The organism is Tepidibacillus infernus, from assembly GCF_048898065.1.
GTDB classification, from domain to species: Bacteria; Bacillota; Bacilli; order Tepidibacillales; family Tepidibacillaceae; genus Tepidibacillus_B; species Tepidibacillus_B infernus.
Window position 1 is genome coordinate 2,167,167 of the sequence record NZ_JBLWFI010000001.1, and the last position, 15,418, is coordinate 2,182,584.

Here is a 15,418-nt window from a genome sequence, read left to right on the forward strand (position 1 = left end):
CGTCTCAATCCCATGATCAATATTTTACAAATTTTACATTTCATTTGTCTCGATATTTGAGACGTTATCTTATTTTTTAAAATTTTATTAAAATCAATTTTATGTGCATAATTATTTCTTGTCAATATTTTCAGAAACTTAAGATTATATTGTAAGCGGTTACTTTTTTGCTTTAAGAGTAACTGTATAATTTGGCCATTTCATATACCACTTGTGCCACAAGTATAACAATAACTGGACGAACGGCGATCATCATTCCTTTTAACCATGCCGCATCTCTAAATTTTAAATAAATATTTATTCAATAGAACTTTCCCCTATAAAATCCTAAATTATCCATGTAAAAAGACCATTAGCTGATAACAGTTAATGGTCTTTTTGTCAAAAAATTATTATATGAAGTATGGAATCTCCCCATCCTTTTCATCTACATATTCAATCACAGACTTATTCGTTTTAAGATCTATGTGTAACGTGCAACGTTTCTCTTCTTTTTGCCAGGAAAGCCGAATCTCATCTTGCGCGGAATCTAATACCTTAAACTCACCATTAAACGCATCATATTCATTTCTAAATCTGATAAGCTGCAGAAGTCTTTGAACAACTTTCTTGTTAAGAGAATGCTCAATTTCATCCAAACTGAAGTTGTGGCGATTGATTTCACGGCCTTCACCAGATTTTTTAACACCTTCCATATCATTCTCTCCAGCAAGCAATCCAACATAATATACCTGGGGAATTCCCGGAGTGAAAAATTGGATCGCTCTGGCAGCTAAGTAGGCATCATCATCCCTATTTAGAACGGAATAATAAGAACATCTTATTTGGTGAACGTCAAAGCCATCCTTATCCTTGTGCTCATGGGATAAGATAAGGCTTAGATTCGATCCTCTTTCTAAGCAGACATTCACTAGTTTCCTTGCTTCCTTTGTATCGATCAGATCATCCAAATCTGGCTTAACTGGTATTCCATCATGACAATCAAGCATCGTAACTTGTTTATGAGGTCGATTTTTAAGATAATCTAATAGATCTTTACTCGATTTATTGACCAATGCATCAAGGATTCTATATGGCAAGATAAAGTCATAAATCCAGAAACCATGTTCTGCTAGTTTATATTGAATAGAGTAGTGGGCATGAACTTCGGGAAGTAATTCAATCTCCATCGAATCGGCAATTTCTCTCATCCAATCCAGAAAATCATAAATATCTGGCTCAACAAAAAAGCAACTTGTACCTAGCTTTTTAATCACATAACCAACGGCATCAAGTCTAACCATTTTTACATTCTGTTGTTTGAAATTTTGAAAAAAAGAGGTAAGCAACTGTTTTACTTTCTGTGATTTTATATCTAAATCAATTTGCTCAGAAGGATCAGTTTTCCCAAAAGTTGTCCAAACCCGCTCCTGTTCACCAGTCTCTTTTATTGAAAAAGTCGAATATGGAAGCGGTCGCCGTAGGAACATTTTGTCAATATCTTCTTGTACAGGTTCTCCATCATCCCATATCTTATCTAGGGTGATGAACATATCTGCATACTCTGATTGGCGTCCTTTTTTTAGGAAATCTTGGAAATAAAGAGACTGCCTAGAAATATGATTGACCATCAAATCTAGCATAACATCAAAATTTTCACCAATAGCCTTTATATCTGCCCAAGTCCCAAACCTAGGTTCGATTTCTAAATAGTTAATGGGAGCAAATCCTCTATCCCCTGAAGAAGGGTAGGGTGGCAAGATATGAACTCCACCTTTAAAAATATCGACAAAATACTTTAAAAGAACGTGATGAAGGTTCTTTAAATTCCCACCAAGAGAATCTGGATACGTAATCAACTGTACTTGGTTTTTTACGTTCATAACGAAACCTCCTATAAGCCATACATTTCTTTAATGATTTCAAGCTTAGGCAAATCAACAACTGCCCCCATAAATTTTAACTTGTAGGCACTAACTGCAAATCCTAATTTTGCTGCTTCACGAATCGTGTATCCTTTCACTAACGCCGTATAAAATCCCGACCAGAATGCATCACCAGCACCCGTTGTATCGACAACATCGGTTGCGAAGGTGTTATATTGAACCGTTTCTTTTCCATTTGAAACAATGGCCCCGTCCTTCCCTAAGGTCATAATCACTAGTTTTGCTCCAAGATTTAAAAACTTTTCGATCTGATTCTCATGAGTGTCTTTCCCGAATAATCGCTCCGCATCGTCCTCAGAGGGTTTTACGATATCCACCTTTCCTATTATCGATTTCACATACTCAACTCCATTCTCTCCCTTTTGCCATATCATTGGATGATAGTTTGGGTCAAAACCAAGCAATATTTGATTCTTGGTCACCTCTTCGATCATTTTTTCAATCGTTTTTCGTGCAGGTAATCTAGATAATGGCCAACAAGAAAAGTGAATGATCTTAGAATGAAGCAAAGATTCCTTCAACTTTGGAGTATATTCCAACTGATAATCTGCCCCTCTATAAAAAATAGGGATAGGGGTTGATTGACTTTTTGTGACGACGACCATGCTTGTGGAGTCATCTACACACTCAATACAACTCGTATCAATGCCCTCTTTATTTAACTGATTGATTAAAAAAGATCCTAATCTGTCTTTGCCGACAGCAGAAGCAACCATAGAACGAATGCCTAATTTTTTTACGTTCATTGCAATATTCGAAGGTGATCCACCAAAAAACCTGTGATACGTATCACATTCATCGTTTTCACCGTAATTTTCAGAAATCATATCAACTAGAAGTTCTCCGACTGTTAATATATCGTTTTTCTTGTCTTGAAATTCTATTCTTCTGTTCAATTCATACATGTGGAACCTCCAGAAATAGATAATTATTGGTTTAATTTAATAGATATATGCGAGTTTCATATGGTTTTAGCGTAAGTTCTTTCTTTAATTGCAATTCAGCTCCCTTATAATTATTGAGAATAAGTTCTGAACTCGAATAGGAAACACTATCCGGCATGGTGAACTTTATTGTCTTTTCGCCAAAATGATTGATGACGATTGCTTTTTGTTTACCGAACTGGCGAAGATAGATAAATAGAGTTGGATGATCTGCCAATAACAATTTATAACTACCATAAATAAATAAAGGGTTCTCTTTTCTTAAGCGAATCATTTTTTGATAGAAATGTAAAATTGAATCAGGATCCTCTATTTGTTGTGCCACATTAATCTTCTTATAATTAGGATTGATTTTTAGCCAAGTTTGATTGGCTGTTGTAAATCCCGCCATATGCTCAGCATTCCATTGCATCGGCGTGCGAGAATTATCTCGTCCCTGCTGCCAAATGACTTTCATGATCTCATCATGAGAATGACCTTTTACTGATTGTACTTTGTAATAATTGATCATTCCGACATCATTATAATCTTCAATGGAGGGGAATTGGACATTGGTCATTCCAATTTCTTGCCCTTGGTAGATAAAGGGGGTCCCTTTCATAAAGAAGTATAAGGCCCCTAACATTTTGGCGCTCTCTTTCCAATACTTCTTATCATTTCCCCAACTTGATACCCTTCGTGGTTGATCGTGATTTTCGATAAATAATGCATTCCAACCTCTGCCCTCTAAACCTGTCTGCCATTTTGATAGGTTTTTCTTTATTGCCTGTACATCAATCGACCCATCTATATCCCTTTTCCAAAGATTTAAGAATTCAAATTGAAAAATCATATTAAAATACCCGTTTTCTTCACCAACCCATTTATCTGCATCCTCAAGCCCAACGCCATTTGCTTCTCCAACTGTCATGATGTCATGGTTTTTTATTGTTTTTTGGGAAAATTCCGTAAGAAACTGGTCAATTCCGTCGACATTCATCATTTTCGGAAAGCATGGAACGTAATCTAGTTTCTGTGGGTTTGGCATATCGGGAAATCCTGGTTCTTTTTTGATGTGGGAGATTGCGTCAATTCGGAAACCATCAATCCCTTTTTCTAACCACCAATTCACCATTTCATATAAAGCATTTCTTACTTCAGGATTTTCCCAATTTAGGTCAGGTTGACGTTCTGAAAAAATATGCATAAAATACTGGTCTGTTTTTTCATCGTATTTCCATGCTGAACCACTAAAAATGGATTCCCAGTTATTTGGTTCCTTGCCGTCTTTGCCATCTCTCCAGATATACCAATCACGTTTTGGATGATCCTTTGAAGACCGCGACTCAATAAACCATTGATGTTCATCACTCGTGTGATTGATGACAAGATCTAAAATCAGTTTCATGCCGCGTTGATGGACTTCTTCTAACAGCTTGTCAAAATCCTCCATCGTTCCAAACTCGTTCATAATATCTTGATAATCCGAAATATCATATCCATTATCATCGTTAGGGGATTTATAGATCGGGCAAAGCCAAATCACGTCTATCCCGAGTTGTTGCAAGTAATCTAATTTAGATAGAACCCCATTTAAATCACCAATCCCATCTCCATTGCTATCCATAAAGCTACGAGGATAGATTTGATAGACAACGGCTTCTTTCCACCATGCTTTTGTCATCTCATGATCTCCTTCTCCATTTTATTATTTAGTTTATTTAATAGATCCTTGTGTCACTCCACTAATTATGTGTTTCTGCCCTATCATATAGATGATTAAGATTGGTAGAATCGTTAAAAGTATCGCTGGAATCAATAATTCCCAGTTATTCATATATGTTCCGTTGAACACCTTCATTTTCACTGGCATCGTATACACGCTTTCGTTGCTTAACACTAAGGAAGGAAGCAAGTAATCATTCCAAATCCACATGATATTAAGAATCGAAACCGTGACGGTGATAGGTTTAAGGATTGGAAATACAATTAGGAAAAAGGTCTGTGTCGTATTGCATCCATCAATTATTGCCGCTTCTTCAATCTCAACCGGAATGGATTTAATAAATCCATGATAGATAAAGATAGAAAGGGCACTTCCAAACCCAATATAAAACATTATTAATAAAAGGATAGGCATCACGTCAATTAGATGAAGTTTGGCTCCATATATATAAATTAGTGGTATCATCAATGATTGAAATGGTATTACCATGGAAGCGACTAATCCCATGAAAAATATTTTGTTATATTTTGTTGGTTTCCTGACCAAATGATAAGCGGCCATAGAGGAAAAGATCACAATAAAAAGTGTACTTATACTCGTGATAAGGAAAGTATTTTTAAATGTAACCAAAAAATTCATCTTATCTAAAACATCGATAAAGTGTGCCCAGTTCCAATCTTTTGGTAAAGAAAAAGGATTAACTAAAATTTCGCCATTCGATTTGAAGGAGTTTATAATCAGTAGAATAAAAGGGAATATAAAGCTAACCAACGCAATAATGGCAATTAAATAGGCGAACATGGATACCGCCACTTTTTTTCCCTTCATTATGCCTCAACCTCCATTTTCTTGCTAAAATATACCTGTATGCCTGTGACAATTGCGACAATTAAAAATAACACCATTGCCTCGGCCTGTCCTGTGCCATAGTTTGCTTGAACAAACGCCTTATTTACAACATACATAGAAACCATTTCGGTACTGTTATATGGACCTCCTTGCGTTAATGAGAAGTTCAAGTCATATACCATGAATGCATTTTTCAAAGCCAAGAAAGTGGTTACAACAAATGATGGTATCATTAGTGGAAGCGTTACATGAAACATTTTACGGAAAAAACCAGCTCCATCAATTTTTGCAGCTTCCATTAGATCATTTGGTATACTAACTAATCCAGCGATAAAAATAATCATCATATATCCTGACGATTGCCAGATCGTTACCAAGACAAGTGCCCAAAAGGCAAGATGAGGATCACCCAACCAACCTAATTTTAACCATTGAATATCCAATTTTTCGCCAATGGCAGGCAATGATTGCACAAATATAAATTGCCAAATGTAACCGAGCACTAAGCCACCAATGAGGTTTGGCATAAAATAAGCTGTTCTTAAAGAGTTTTGTATCCTTAAGCCCGATGTAACCAGATAGGCCAGTCCAAACCCAACTATATTTACAAAAAAGACCGTTGCCAACATGAACTTTAGCGTCAATCCAAGCGATGCCCAGAATTTCGAATCTTCCATTGCACTAAGATAGTTATAGAAACCTGAAAATACCATAGGGTCTGATGGGGTATCCATTTTATTCAGAGTAAGAAAAATTCCATATATAAAAGGGATCATTACGGTCATTGCAAAAAAGAATGTCGTAGGTCCAAGGAATAAAATCGAATTACCCCAATTTGAAAACTTCCCTTTTTGCTTTTTCATTTCATCACATCCTATCCTTCTAGTTAAAACAAGTGGGCGAGATCTATATACTCGCCCACGCCGTGGTATTTTAATGTTCATTCCATCCATCATTTATTCCTTATAACTTTTGTAATAGCTTTCAAAAGCTTTAGCTAAATCCGCTCTTGATTGTTGACCAGCAATATACTTTTGAACCTCTGGTCCAATAATTGTCGTCCAATCTCCCGTATTGACATAATTGGTAGTAAACGGCATTGTTTTATTATTTGCAATTGCGTTGCTGATTGCTACCCCTAAAGGATTGGTAACCTTTAATGGGTTATTTGTAAAAGCAGAGATAATTTGAGCTTTATTTACGATAAAATCTTGACCTGCTTCATCATAGACAAGCCAATTGAGAAACTTCTTAGCTGCCTCTTGTTGTTCTTGTGTTGCTTTTTTATTGATCACAAAAATCTGTGTTGGTCCAGCTGCAATTTTATTGTTAAGTGGATTATCTGGGTTATTATCAACAGGTATCGGCATAAATCCAAAGTTATCACCAGCTAGCGCTTGTAAAGAATCAAATGCCCAGTTACCATTAAACAAGATGGCAGCTTCACCTTTCCCAACTGCCACATGTGCCGCATCATAATATTTGCCAATTGGGAGTTCTCCGAACTTGTTATATTCTTTGGATGTTAGAAGATCTAATGTATTGTAATAATTATTCCATACTTCGTTTTTGGTTAGATCCAGTTTTCCCGCTTTTAAGTCATCTAAAAGACCAGTGGGGTCACTTGACTGATTCAAGAAAAGGGAGCTGTAGTGATTAGCAACAGACCAGGCTTCTGTTTGATAAGCTATAGGATATTCAACTCCGGAAGCCTTGATCTTTTCAAGAAGATCCTTTAATTTATCCTGTGTGTTTATTGAGAAAGGATCAAACTTCCCGCCAATCGCTTTTTCAATTACTTTTTCATTGTATACCAAACCCATTCCCTCAACTGCAAATGGGAAACCAATCACTTGACCTTCCGAATTTTTTAGTGCATCATTCGTGTCCTTTACCCATTTCTCATTTGAAAGATCAATGCCAACATCCTTGTATTTGTGTAAGGTATCATAAGGAGAAAACATGGCTAAGGTCACTGTTTTCCCAGATGAAGTCAATTTGTCAAAAACATTCAATGGATCTCCTACTGCAACAGATTGAACTTCAACGTTAATATCTGGGTTTGTTTTCATGAATTCTTGAGCTGCTTGTTTAAACTGTGCATCAATTTCACCTTTACCATTTGTAACAATGATATTGACTTTAGAGGATGAATCGGAAGCCCCTTCTTTTTGATTCCCCCCACACGCTGTAAATGTAAGGATTAAGGCGATTGCCATCGCAACTAAAGCTGACTTTCTAAACAAGACTACTTTTTTCTTAACACGATTCATTTGCTCATCTCCCTTTTATTAGGTGCTTGAAACCTGATCCTTTTAACTCTATAACATTTAGGAAAAGGTTTTCCTAGCTTTTGATACTAATTATAAAGTAACGTTTTATATGATTCAATAGTTTTTTTGAAAACGGTTTCCCAATACTTAAAAAAAAAAGACGCTTCCCGCTTCTATGGTCTGCATCATGATTTTATCTTTTTCTTATAAGTTTAACGCTATCGCGAATGATAAGCCTATAATTGACATAATGCTCTAATTTGTCTAACTCCTCTTCATTGATTACTTTAATTAACGTCTCCATCGATAGGGAACCCATTTTAAAGGAATCTACACGAACAGTTGTCAATTGTGGGCGAATCAGGGTCGCTATCTCAATATCATCAAAACCCACAATAGATAAGTCATCTGGAACAAAATATCCTCTATCCTCTGCACAGTTCTTAGCCCCAATAGCGATTGTATCAGAAGCACATAAGATAGCTGTTGGAATGGTTGAACGTCTAAGTAACGTTTCCATTGCCTTATAACCACCTTTTGTTGAGAAATCACTCTCAACCAGGTAATCTGGATTTATCGGTAGTTGATAGCGTTTCATCTCATCCAAAAATGCTTTATAACGTGAATAACCGGCTGATTTGTCTTTTAATGGCCCATGAATCATCCCAATCTCTTCATGTCCACTGCGTATTAAATAGCGCACGACCTCGGTAATTGACGTATAATTATCGACATCCACCCACGGTATATAGCTATCTGTTGTTTTTTGGCCGACGACGACTAATGGAATATTATAATGATGAATGAGATGAACATGTCGCTCTGTAATGTCTACTGAGGACAAAATAATCCCATCCACCTGTTTTTCCTTAAATATATCAATGGCTTTTAATTCTTGCTCTGTATCTAAACGGGAATTACTTAAAATAATATTGTAGCCATTTTGATTAGCAACCTCTTCAATCCCATTGATAAGATCAGCAGAAATAGAATTGATCTGTGGTATAATCACCCCAATTAAGTTGGTTGATTTATTGATTAATCCTCTAGCTAATGCATTCGGGCGAAAATTTGTCTCTTCGATCACTTTTTCTACTTTTTCCCTTATTTCATCATTGACAGGTTTACTATTATTAATGACTCGCGAAACAGATGAAATGGAGACCCCCGCCATCCTTGCAATATCTTTTATGGTCAATTTTTTCAATTCATACTCCCCTCACCTTCCGGGAAAACCTTTTCCTATTAAAAGTATATTTTAAAATCTCTTTTGTCAAGAAAAAAACTTGCTATCCCATTACCTTTTTGATTGATGGCATTTTGCTTTTCAACTTCACAAAAAGGTGTATATTTTTGCCAAGCAGTCTTCTACGACTTCTTTAGGAACTTGACCTTTTATATGTAAATGACGAGCTCGCCAATCTATATTTTTTACCTAGTCTGTTAAAATAACCCTATTCCTCCACTTTATCTTCGGTTTCCACAAGACTCCCTCTTCAAAACCGTAAGAAGGAGTTGTATCAATCCTCGAAATAAGTCTCGCTTTCATACGTATATATACAGTTTTAACGGCCAATGTCGTCTATTAAAATGATTTGTCGCCCTCTATACAATAAGATATACTAAAAAAGGAATGAGAAGATTAGAGATTAGAAAGAAGAGGAGAAATATGCTACATTCAGATATATTTATCGCATTTTTTCGTGTAGGAATGTTAGGATTTGGCGGGGGACCTTCTTCAATCCCTCTCGTCCATAAAGAAGTGGTGGAGAGATTTAAATGGATGGATGATGATGAATTTGCTGACGTCTTGGCGTTAGGAAATACCTTACCAGGGCCAATTGCCACCAAAATGGCCGGCTATATCGGTTATCGAATGGCGGGGATTCCTGGGATGTTTAATGCTCTATTGGCCTCTATTTTACCAACGATTCTTCTCATGATTGTATTTCTTACATCACTAAATACTTTTAAAGATCAAGCGTGGGTAAAAGGAATGACAAGAGGGGTTGTCCCCGTTGTTGCCATGATGATGATTACCTTAACATGGGACTTTGTAAAAAAGTCAAAGCAACATCTTGGGTGGTTTGCTTCTATCCTTATGATTATCGCAAGTTATCTTTTACTTGAAATACTTAACGTTCATCCCGCAATCCTTATCGTTATTTTATTATTGGCAGCTGTACTGAAACGGGATCCTAAATCTGTGAAAGAGGGAGGATCGGCTAAATGATATATTTGCAAATTTTCTTAGCTTTATTTATCCCCGGAATTCTTGGCTATGGTGGTGGTCCATCCTCGATTCCATTGATTGAAAATGAGGTCGTTGGTCGATATGGCTGGTTTACCGTAAGTGAATTTAGTGAAATCTTAGCCTTAGGCAATGCTTTACCAGGGCCTATCGCCACCAAAATGGCTGGTTACATTGGCTATTCACAAGGTGGCATTTTAGGTGCGATCATAGCTGAATTAGCTGTCGTTGCCCCTTCATTAGTTCTAATGATTCTTTTGCTGAAATTGCTTTTAAAGTATAAAGACTCACCAAGAGTGAAGCGGATGAGCCAGTATGTTCGCCCAACAATTGCTGTGTTATTAGGAGTGATTGCCTATAAATTCATTGATACCTCTATAGGTCATGTAGGTGCTATCCAAACCATGGTTCTCATTGGTATCAGTTATTTATTGATGGAGCGTTGGAAGATTCATCCTTCTTTTGTGATTTTAGGCGCATTGGTGTATGGCTCGATCTTCTTAGCATAGAAATAAAAAAGCAGTGAATCATTCATTAGTTGATTCACTGCTTTTTTCTAGTTTTAAGTTTAACAAATCAATCTTAAAATGATCGAAAAGATTTATATTCACTTAATCGCAAACATGATTTCGCCTTCGGCCACTAGCTTGTCTCCTACATGGGCTGTTGCTTTTCCTTTTCCCATTGGTCCTTTTACTTTAATGACTTCTACGGTTAAAGTTAATGTATCTCCAGGGACCACTTGATCACGAAAACGGAAGTTGTCAATTCCAGTAAAAAAAGCTAACTTTCCCTTATTTTCTTCCTTCACAAGCATGGCCACTGCGCCAACTTGGGCTAAAGCTTCTACAATCAAAACCCCTGGCATCACTGGATACTCCGGAAAATGGCCTTGGAAAAATGGTTCGTTTATCGTTACATTCTTAATCCCAACTGCCTTTTTGCCTTCCTCTAATTCAATCACCTTGTCCACTAAAAGAAATGGATAGCGGTGGGGTATAATTTTTTGTATATCTTTGATATCTAACATCGCTTAGTTCCCTCCAACCAAAATTTCACAGCATAATTTTCAGCTTTGCCGCTTAGAATAAATAGTGTCCCCTCTTCCGGCCCTGGTTGGATGAGGGTTCACATAAAGGAGCATGGCGCACTTGGTGCGTTGTGCTCTCTTTTAGTCATTGATTTTTTTAAACTGAAACATGTAAACAATTGAAGTTAAGAATGAAAATGCAACTACAAAGGTAAAGAATTCAACATTATAGGGTAAATCAAAAGTGATGAGCAATACAGCAAGGTAATACATAAAAGTAGTCATCTTGCCTAGGGCATTGGCTGGCACCGTTTTCTTCCCTCTAAAATGAAAAAAAGCGGAACCGATAATCATACTTGCATCTCTAAAAAAGAAGATGGCTGCTACTAACCAAGGGATTTCACCAGCAACTAACAAAGAAATAATGACTGTAATCATCATCAGCTTATCTGCCAATGGGTCTAACATGCTTCCCAATTCTGTGACTAAATGATGCTTTCTTGCCAAATACCCATCTATCACATCCGTAATCCCTGCTAGTAATAGAATTCCATAGGCGTGAATTTCGTATCCATTAAAAAATACAAGAAGGAAAACAGGAATTAAGAGAAATCGACTTACAGTAAGAATGTTTGGCACATTCACGAATTTTCCCCCTCTTCATCTGAGGTTGTAAGATTCCTTAGAATTGTTATTTACAAGTGGCTCCGTTGTTCGCCTCTTTTTCTGATTGATCAGAAAGGTGAGAAAGAGACTCTCAAAAGTCGCACCTTTTTATATAATGATCTGTTGCAACGTCGAAATTAGCACATCCTGTGCGTCAAAAAAGCCACCTTCATAGTAACGAAGATGACTGAAAGGAAGTCTAGCCGAAAATAAGTTGGTACATATGAACCCATGTAGTCGGGTTTAATATTTCAAGAGGATTGCCTTTACCAAGCACCCCGTACCCAATGATTGAACCTACAAAAAATGAAATGATTGCAAATGCTATCAATAAAAAAGCTAAACGATTAAGACTTTGTTTTGAACCCACTGTTTTTTTCTTTTTCTTCTCCGTGGTATGTCTTTCTGATCTTGATCTTACTTTTGCTTGTTGTGATTCCATTCTGTCTCATCCTTTTATCCTCTAAGGTTATTTACCATTCCTGCCATTTGATCAGCGATGGAAATCCCCCTTGATTGAAATTGATAAGCTCTTTGCGCTTCTGTTAATTGAACAATTTCTTTGGCTAACTCTACATTAGAGGCTTCTAAACTCCCTTGAATCACAGCGTAGAGGTTGGCATATCTAGGCTCTGCTAAATCAAAGTTCTGGTCTCTTACCTCGATTCCCTGATCAATCAGTTCAGCAGGAATCCGATATTGGTTTGCCCCATCTTGTGCTAATGCTTGAGGGGATATGATTCTTGTAAGTTTTAACGTTGCTATTTCTTCTTTCGTTCCATCCGCATATTCAATTATCACATTTCCTTGTTTATCTACCTGAAAGGTTGCTTGCTCAGGAATTTCGATTGGAAAATCATAAGTATCTAAAACATAATCGCCTTGATCTGTAACTAAATAGCCTTCTGCATCGATTTGAAAATGGCCATCTCTGGTATATCTAAGTTCTTTAGGATCTAGTGAATTCCCATCTGCAGGGATCACTGTAAAGAAAATGTCATTACCCATCAACATCAAGTCTGTTGAAACCCCTGTTTCAATAGGTTGCCCTTGATTAAAATTGCCTAAGGTTAATGAAACTCTTGAACCGGTTGCTTGGTCCAATCCCATTGGGGTCATTCTTCCTTGTAATCGAAAGGAATCGGGTTGTTCAATTCTTGATGACAAGATGTCCTGAAAAAATATTTCCCTTCCTTTATATCCAGTTGTCTCAATATTGGCTATATTATTGGATATGGTATCTATTTTTTGTTGGGTGGCTTGCATTCCTACCAAACCATTGATCATGGAAACATTCATCTCATAACCTCTTCCTTTCCATTATACATCTATACCCTACCAATTTCATTCGCAGCTTTTTCCAAGGTGCGATCTAAAGATTGAATCACTTTTTGATTGGCTTCATATAATCTTAAAGCTGTCAGCATATCGACCATGGTTTGACTCGGGTCTACGTTTGCTCGCTCTATTTTCCCTTGTTGTATCTGATAATTGCCATTGGGATCGACCATAGGGGGATTGTTATTATCATTTAAACGATACATATTATTCCCTTGTTTCAATAGCTGTTTTGGGTCATTGATGACAGATAAACCAATTCTGATTTGTTCTCCGTCAGAGAAGGTCATCAATCCTTTTTCATCCACTTTAAAGGTACGGCCATTTACTTGGATAGGAAATCCAAGATCATCTAAAATCAGGTAGCCTTCAGGAGTGACTAATTGCCCGGCAGCATCTTCTGTAAAAACGCCACTTCTAGTATAAAATCGATTTCCTTTTCCATCAACTGCAGTAAAAAAAAGAGAGGGTTTCAGGCCTGTTGTTGGATCGATCGGTAAATCTTGATCAATAATAGCAAGATGATAGGGGTCATTTGTTTCGATTAAATCCCCTTGCGTAAAAATAGGTACACTTTCCTCAATAAAGACACCTTGATGAATCGAACCGATTTGTTTATTTGCAGCAAATGGTTCTTGAATCGCTTGAAGAAATACCTCAGGAAAAGAACGCATCATCGCTTGATCCTGTTTATATCCAGGTGTATTGATATTGGCTAAATTATTCGTTAAGATATCTTGACGTTTTTGTTGAGTTAACATTCCTGCAGCTGCAGTATACAATCCGCGGATCATTTTCCTTCACCTTCATTTATGGAATTGGATAGATACACTTATCACTTTTTTCTTTTTTTGACCTTATCTAAGTTGTCCAACATAATTCCTGTTCCCCGTACAACACAAGACATTGGATCATCTGCAATAAGAACAGGTACTTTTAATTGTTCTGTTAATAATGCATCAATTCCGTGCAGATAAGCTCCACCACCAGTTAAAATAATCCCTTTGTCAATAATATCTGCAGAAAGTTCAGGTGGAGTCTTTTCTAAAACAGATTTTGCAGCGGCAATGATCGCTGAAATCGGTTCTTGTAATGCTTTTCTAATCTCATCAGAATGGATCGTCACAGAAATCGGTAATCCAGTGACTAAATCTCTTCCTCGGATATCCATTTCTTCATTTCGACTTCCGGCAAATACTGTACCAATTTGTTTTTTTAAGTCTTCAGCTGTCCGTTCACCTATGAGTAAGTTATACTTTCTTTTTATGTACGCCATAATGGCATGATCAAACTTGTCCCCTGCAATCTTAATAGAAGAGGCGGTGACGACATCTCCCATCGATAAAACAGCTACATCTGTCGTTCCTCCGCCAATATCTACAACCATATTCCCACTAGGTTGAAAAATATCCAATCCAGCGCCTATGGCAGCAGCCTTGGGTTCATATTCTAGAAAGACTTCTCCTCCACCGCTTTTCTCTGCAGCTTCCCTTATCGCTTTTTCTTCTACTGATGTAATGTTTGTTGGTGCACAGATTAAGATTCGAGGTTTTTTAAAAAAACTTTTAACTCCAGCTTTGCTGATAAAATGTTTAAGCATTGCTTCTGTAATATCAAAATCTGCAATAACCCCATCTTTTAACGGCCTTGTTGCAATGATATTCCCTGGGGTCCTTCCAACCATTTGCCTTGCTTCTTCTCCTACTTTTAATACTTTTTTCGTTCTAGTATCGATCGCAACGACGGATGGCTCATCGATGACTACTCCGCGACCCTTTACATGAATCAATACATTGGCTGTACCAAGGTCTATTCCGATATCCTTACTCAACATGATCCATATTTCCTCCCTGCCGCATACTCTACTTTAAAAAACTTAAATTCGTGCATAATTTTCCCTTAAAAAATATTTCGATACAGATTCGGAAATCCCTTTTTATTTTTATAAAATTTTATCCTTTTTTGTCGATTTTCTTAGAATTTTTTTCCGCCACTTTTCGTTTTAGATTTGTATAGTGCGTTGGAATATACAAACTTACTTTTATTCTGCTTTTTTATATTTAATTTTTGTTGCCTCCCCTCCTCTAATGTGCCGAATAGATTTGTGATATTCTAGGATACTTTTCACTTCATTAGCTAAGTCTGGGTTTATTTCGGGTAACCGTTCTGTTAGATCTTTGTGCACCGTACTTTTTGATACACCGAATTCTTTAGCAATAGTACGAACCGTATTTCTAGTCTCTACTATGTATCGACCAATTTTCAAGGTTCGCTCTTTGATGTAATCGTGCACTACCCTCGCCTCCCCGCATTCAAATCGTCTGTACATTATATGAGGAGGTTTGGCATATATTCTTTTGTTACAAGCCTTGACAAGCTATTTTACACAAATTTTTTTCAATTTCCATTTATAAAGGTTTGTATATTCCAACACGCT

At 36.9% G+C, this 15,418-nt stretch carries 16 protein-coding genes; 2 read left to right on the plus strand and 14 right to left on the minus strand.

From position 1 onward, the window contains the following. Positions 1 to 392: 392 nt before the first annotated feature. The 7 genes from gtfA to TEPIDINF_RS10865 all read right to left on the minus strand — a co-directional run bounded on the left by gtfA (position 393) and on the right by TEPIDINF_RS10865 (position 8,903). On the minus strand, positions 393 to 1,862 hold the full coding sequence (gene gtfA / locus TEPIDINF_RS10835; protein ID WP_421691981.1) for a sucrose phosphorylase: 1,470 nt from the start codon (positions 1,860 to 1,862) through the stop codon (positions 393 to 395). A gap of 11 nt (positions 1,863 to 1,873) precedes the next feature. Further along, on the minus strand, positions 1,874 to 2,830 hold the full coding sequence (locus TEPIDINF_RS10840) for a carbohydrate kinase family protein (protein ID WP_421691982.1): 957 nt from the start codon (positions 2,828 to 2,830) through the stop codon (positions 1,874 to 1,876). 31 nt (positions 2,831 to 2,861) lie between these two features. After that, complete coding sequence (locus TEPIDINF_RS10845) at positions 2,862 to 4,532, minus strand: glycoside hydrolase family 13 protein (RefSeq protein ID WP_421691983.1); 1,671 nt, start codon at positions 4,530 to 4,532, stop codon at positions 2,862 to 2,864. A 33-nt stretch (positions 4,533 to 4,565) separates the two neighbouring features. Then, entirely contained in the window at positions 4,566 to 5,402 is an 837-nt protein-coding gene (locus TEPIDINF_RS10850) for a carbohydrate ABC transporter permease (RefSeq protein WP_421691984.1), read from the minus strand. Further along, positions 5,402 to 6,286 (minus strand): carbohydrate ABC transporter permease, encoded by an 885-nt coding sequence (locus TEPIDINF_RS10855; protein ID WP_421691985.1) that lies wholly within the window; start codon positions 6,284 to 6,286, stop codon positions 5,402 to 5,404. The genes TEPIDINF_RS10850 and TEPIDINF_RS10855 overlap by 1 nt, the downstream gene beginning before the upstream one ends. A gap of 93 nt (positions 6,287 to 6,379) precedes the next feature. Further along, positions 6,380 to 7,696, minus strand: a complete 1,317-nt coding sequence (locus TEPIDINF_RS10860; RefSeq protein ID WP_421691986.1) for an ABC transporter substrate-binding protein — start codon at positions 7,694 to 7,696, stop codon at positions 6,380 to 6,382. Between the two features lie 193 nt (positions 7,697 to 7,889). Next, positions 7,890 to 8,903: a LacI family DNA-binding transcriptional regulator gene (locus TEPIDINF_RS10865; RefSeq protein WP_421691987.1), complete on the minus strand. Its 1,014-nt coding sequence runs from the start codon at positions 8,901 to 8,903 to the stop codon at positions 7,890 to 7,892. 462 nt (positions 8,904 to 9,365) lie between these two features. Between TEPIDINF_RS10865 and TEPIDINF_RS10870 the strand changes: the two genes are divergently transcribed. Beyond that, entirely contained in the window at positions 9,366 to 9,929 is a 564-nt protein-coding gene (locus TEPIDINF_RS10870; RefSeq protein WP_069798393.1) for a chromate transporter, read from the plus strand. Beyond that, a complete protein-coding gene (locus TEPIDINF_RS10875) occupies positions 9,926 to 10,456 on the plus strand; it encodes a chromate transporter (RefSeq protein ID WP_069798391.1) in 531 nt (176 codons plus the stop codon). Before TEPIDINF_RS10870 ends, TEPIDINF_RS10875 begins: the two co-directional genes overlap by 4 nt. A gap of 98 nt (positions 10,457 to 10,554) precedes the next feature. Here the strand turns inward: TEPIDINF_RS10875 and fabZ are convergent, their stop codons facing one another. From fabZ to spoIIID, 7 genes are all read right to left on the minus strand, one after another. After that, positions 10,555 to 10,977, minus strand: coding sequence for a 3-hydroxyacyl-ACP dehydratase FabZ (fabZ, locus tag TEPIDINF_RS10880; RefSeq protein WP_069798389.1), 423 nt, complete (start codon positions 10,975 to 10,977; stop codon positions 10,555 to 10,557). 141 nt (positions 10,978 to 11,118) lie between these two features. After that, positions 11,119 to 11,622, minus strand: a complete 504-nt coding sequence (locus TEPIDINF_RS10885) for a CDP-alcohol phosphatidyltransferase family protein (RefSeq protein ID WP_068726554.1) — start codon at positions 11,620 to 11,622, stop codon at positions 11,119 to 11,121. 220 nt (positions 11,623 to 11,842) lie between these two features. Continuing rightward, positions 11,843 to 12,085, minus strand: a complete 243-nt coding sequence (locus TEPIDINF_RS10890) for a DNA-directed RNA polymerase subunit beta (protein WP_421691988.1) — start codon at positions 12,083 to 12,085, stop codon at positions 11,843 to 11,845. 14 nt (positions 12,086 to 12,099) lie between these two features. Beyond that, positions 12,100 to 12,942: a flagellar hook-basal body protein gene (locus TEPIDINF_RS10895; RefSeq protein WP_421691989.1), complete on the minus strand. Its 843-nt coding sequence runs from the start codon at positions 12,940 to 12,942 to the stop codon at positions 12,100 to 12,102. 29 nt (positions 12,943 to 12,971) lie between these two features. Next, entirely contained in the window at positions 12,972 to 13,775 is an 804-nt protein-coding gene (locus tag TEPIDINF_RS10900; RefSeq protein ID WP_068726561.1) for a flagellar hook-basal body protein, read from the minus strand. Positions 13,776 to 13,816: 41 nt separating this feature from the next. Next, on the minus strand, positions 13,817 to 14,815 hold the full coding sequence (gene mreB / locus TEPIDINF_RS10905; RefSeq protein ID WP_069798385.1) for a rod shape-determining protein: 999 nt from the start codon (positions 14,813 to 14,815) through the stop codon (positions 13,817 to 13,819). Positions 14,816 to 15,022: 207 nt separating this feature from the next. Continuing rightward, on the minus strand, positions 15,023 to 15,274 hold the full coding sequence (gene spoIIID, locus TEPIDINF_RS10910; RefSeq protein WP_069798383.1) for a sporulation transcriptional regulator SpoIIID: 252 nt from the start codon (positions 15,272 to 15,274) through the stop codon (positions 15,023 to 15,025). Positions 15,275 to 15,418: the final 144 nt, after the last annotated feature.

Coding starts and splice junctions, on each gene's coding strand:
- gtfA (WP_421691981.1), bottom strand. CDS start 1,862: ATGAACGTAAAAAACCAAGTACAGTTGATTACGTATCCAGATTCTCTT.
- TEPIDINF_RS10840 (WP_421691982.1), bottom strand. CDS start 2,830: ATGTATGAATTGAACAGAAGAATAGAATTTCAAGACAAGAAAAACGAT.
- TEPIDINF_RS10845 (WP_421691983.1), bottom strand. CDS start 4,532: ATGACAAAAGCATGGTGGAAAGAAGCCGTTGTCTATCAAATCTATCCT.
- TEPIDINF_RS10850 (WP_421691984.1), bottom strand. CDS start 5,402: ATGAAGGGAAAAAAAGTGGCGGTATCCATGTTCGCCTATTTAATTGCC.
- TEPIDINF_RS10855 (WP_421691985.1), bottom strand. CDS start 6,286: ATGAAAAAGCAAAAAGGGAAGTTTTCAAATTGGGGTAATTCGATTTTA.
- TEPIDINF_RS10860 (WP_421691986.1), bottom strand. CDS start 7,696: ATGAATCGTGTTAAGAAAAAAGTAGTCTTGTTTAGAAAGTCAGCTTTA.
- TEPIDINF_RS10870 (WP_069798393.1), top strand. CDS start 9,366: ATGCTACATTCAGATATATTTATCGCATTTTTTCGTGTAGGAATGTTA.
- TEPIDINF_RS10875 (WP_069798391.1), top strand. CDS start 9,926: ATGATATATTTGCAAATTTTCTTAGCTTTATTTATCCCCGGAATTCTT.
- fabZ (WP_069798389.1), bottom strand. CDS start 10,977: ATGTTAGATATCAAAGATATACAAAAAATTATACCCCACCGCTATCCA.
- TEPIDINF_RS10890 (WP_421691988.1), bottom strand. CDS start 12,085: ATGGAATCACAACAAGCAAAAGTAAGATCAAGATCAGAAAGACATACC.
- TEPIDINF_RS10895 (WP_421691989.1), bottom strand. CDS start 12,942: ATGAATGTTTCCATGATCAATGGTTTGGTAGGAATGCAAGCCACCCAA.
- TEPIDINF_RS10900 (WP_068726561.1), bottom strand. CDS start 13,775: ATGATCCGCGGATTGTATACTGCAGCTGCAGGAATGTTAACTCAACAA.
- mreB (WP_069798385.1), bottom strand. CDS start 14,815: ATGTTGAGTAAGGATATCGGAATAGACCTTGGTACAGCCAATGTATTG.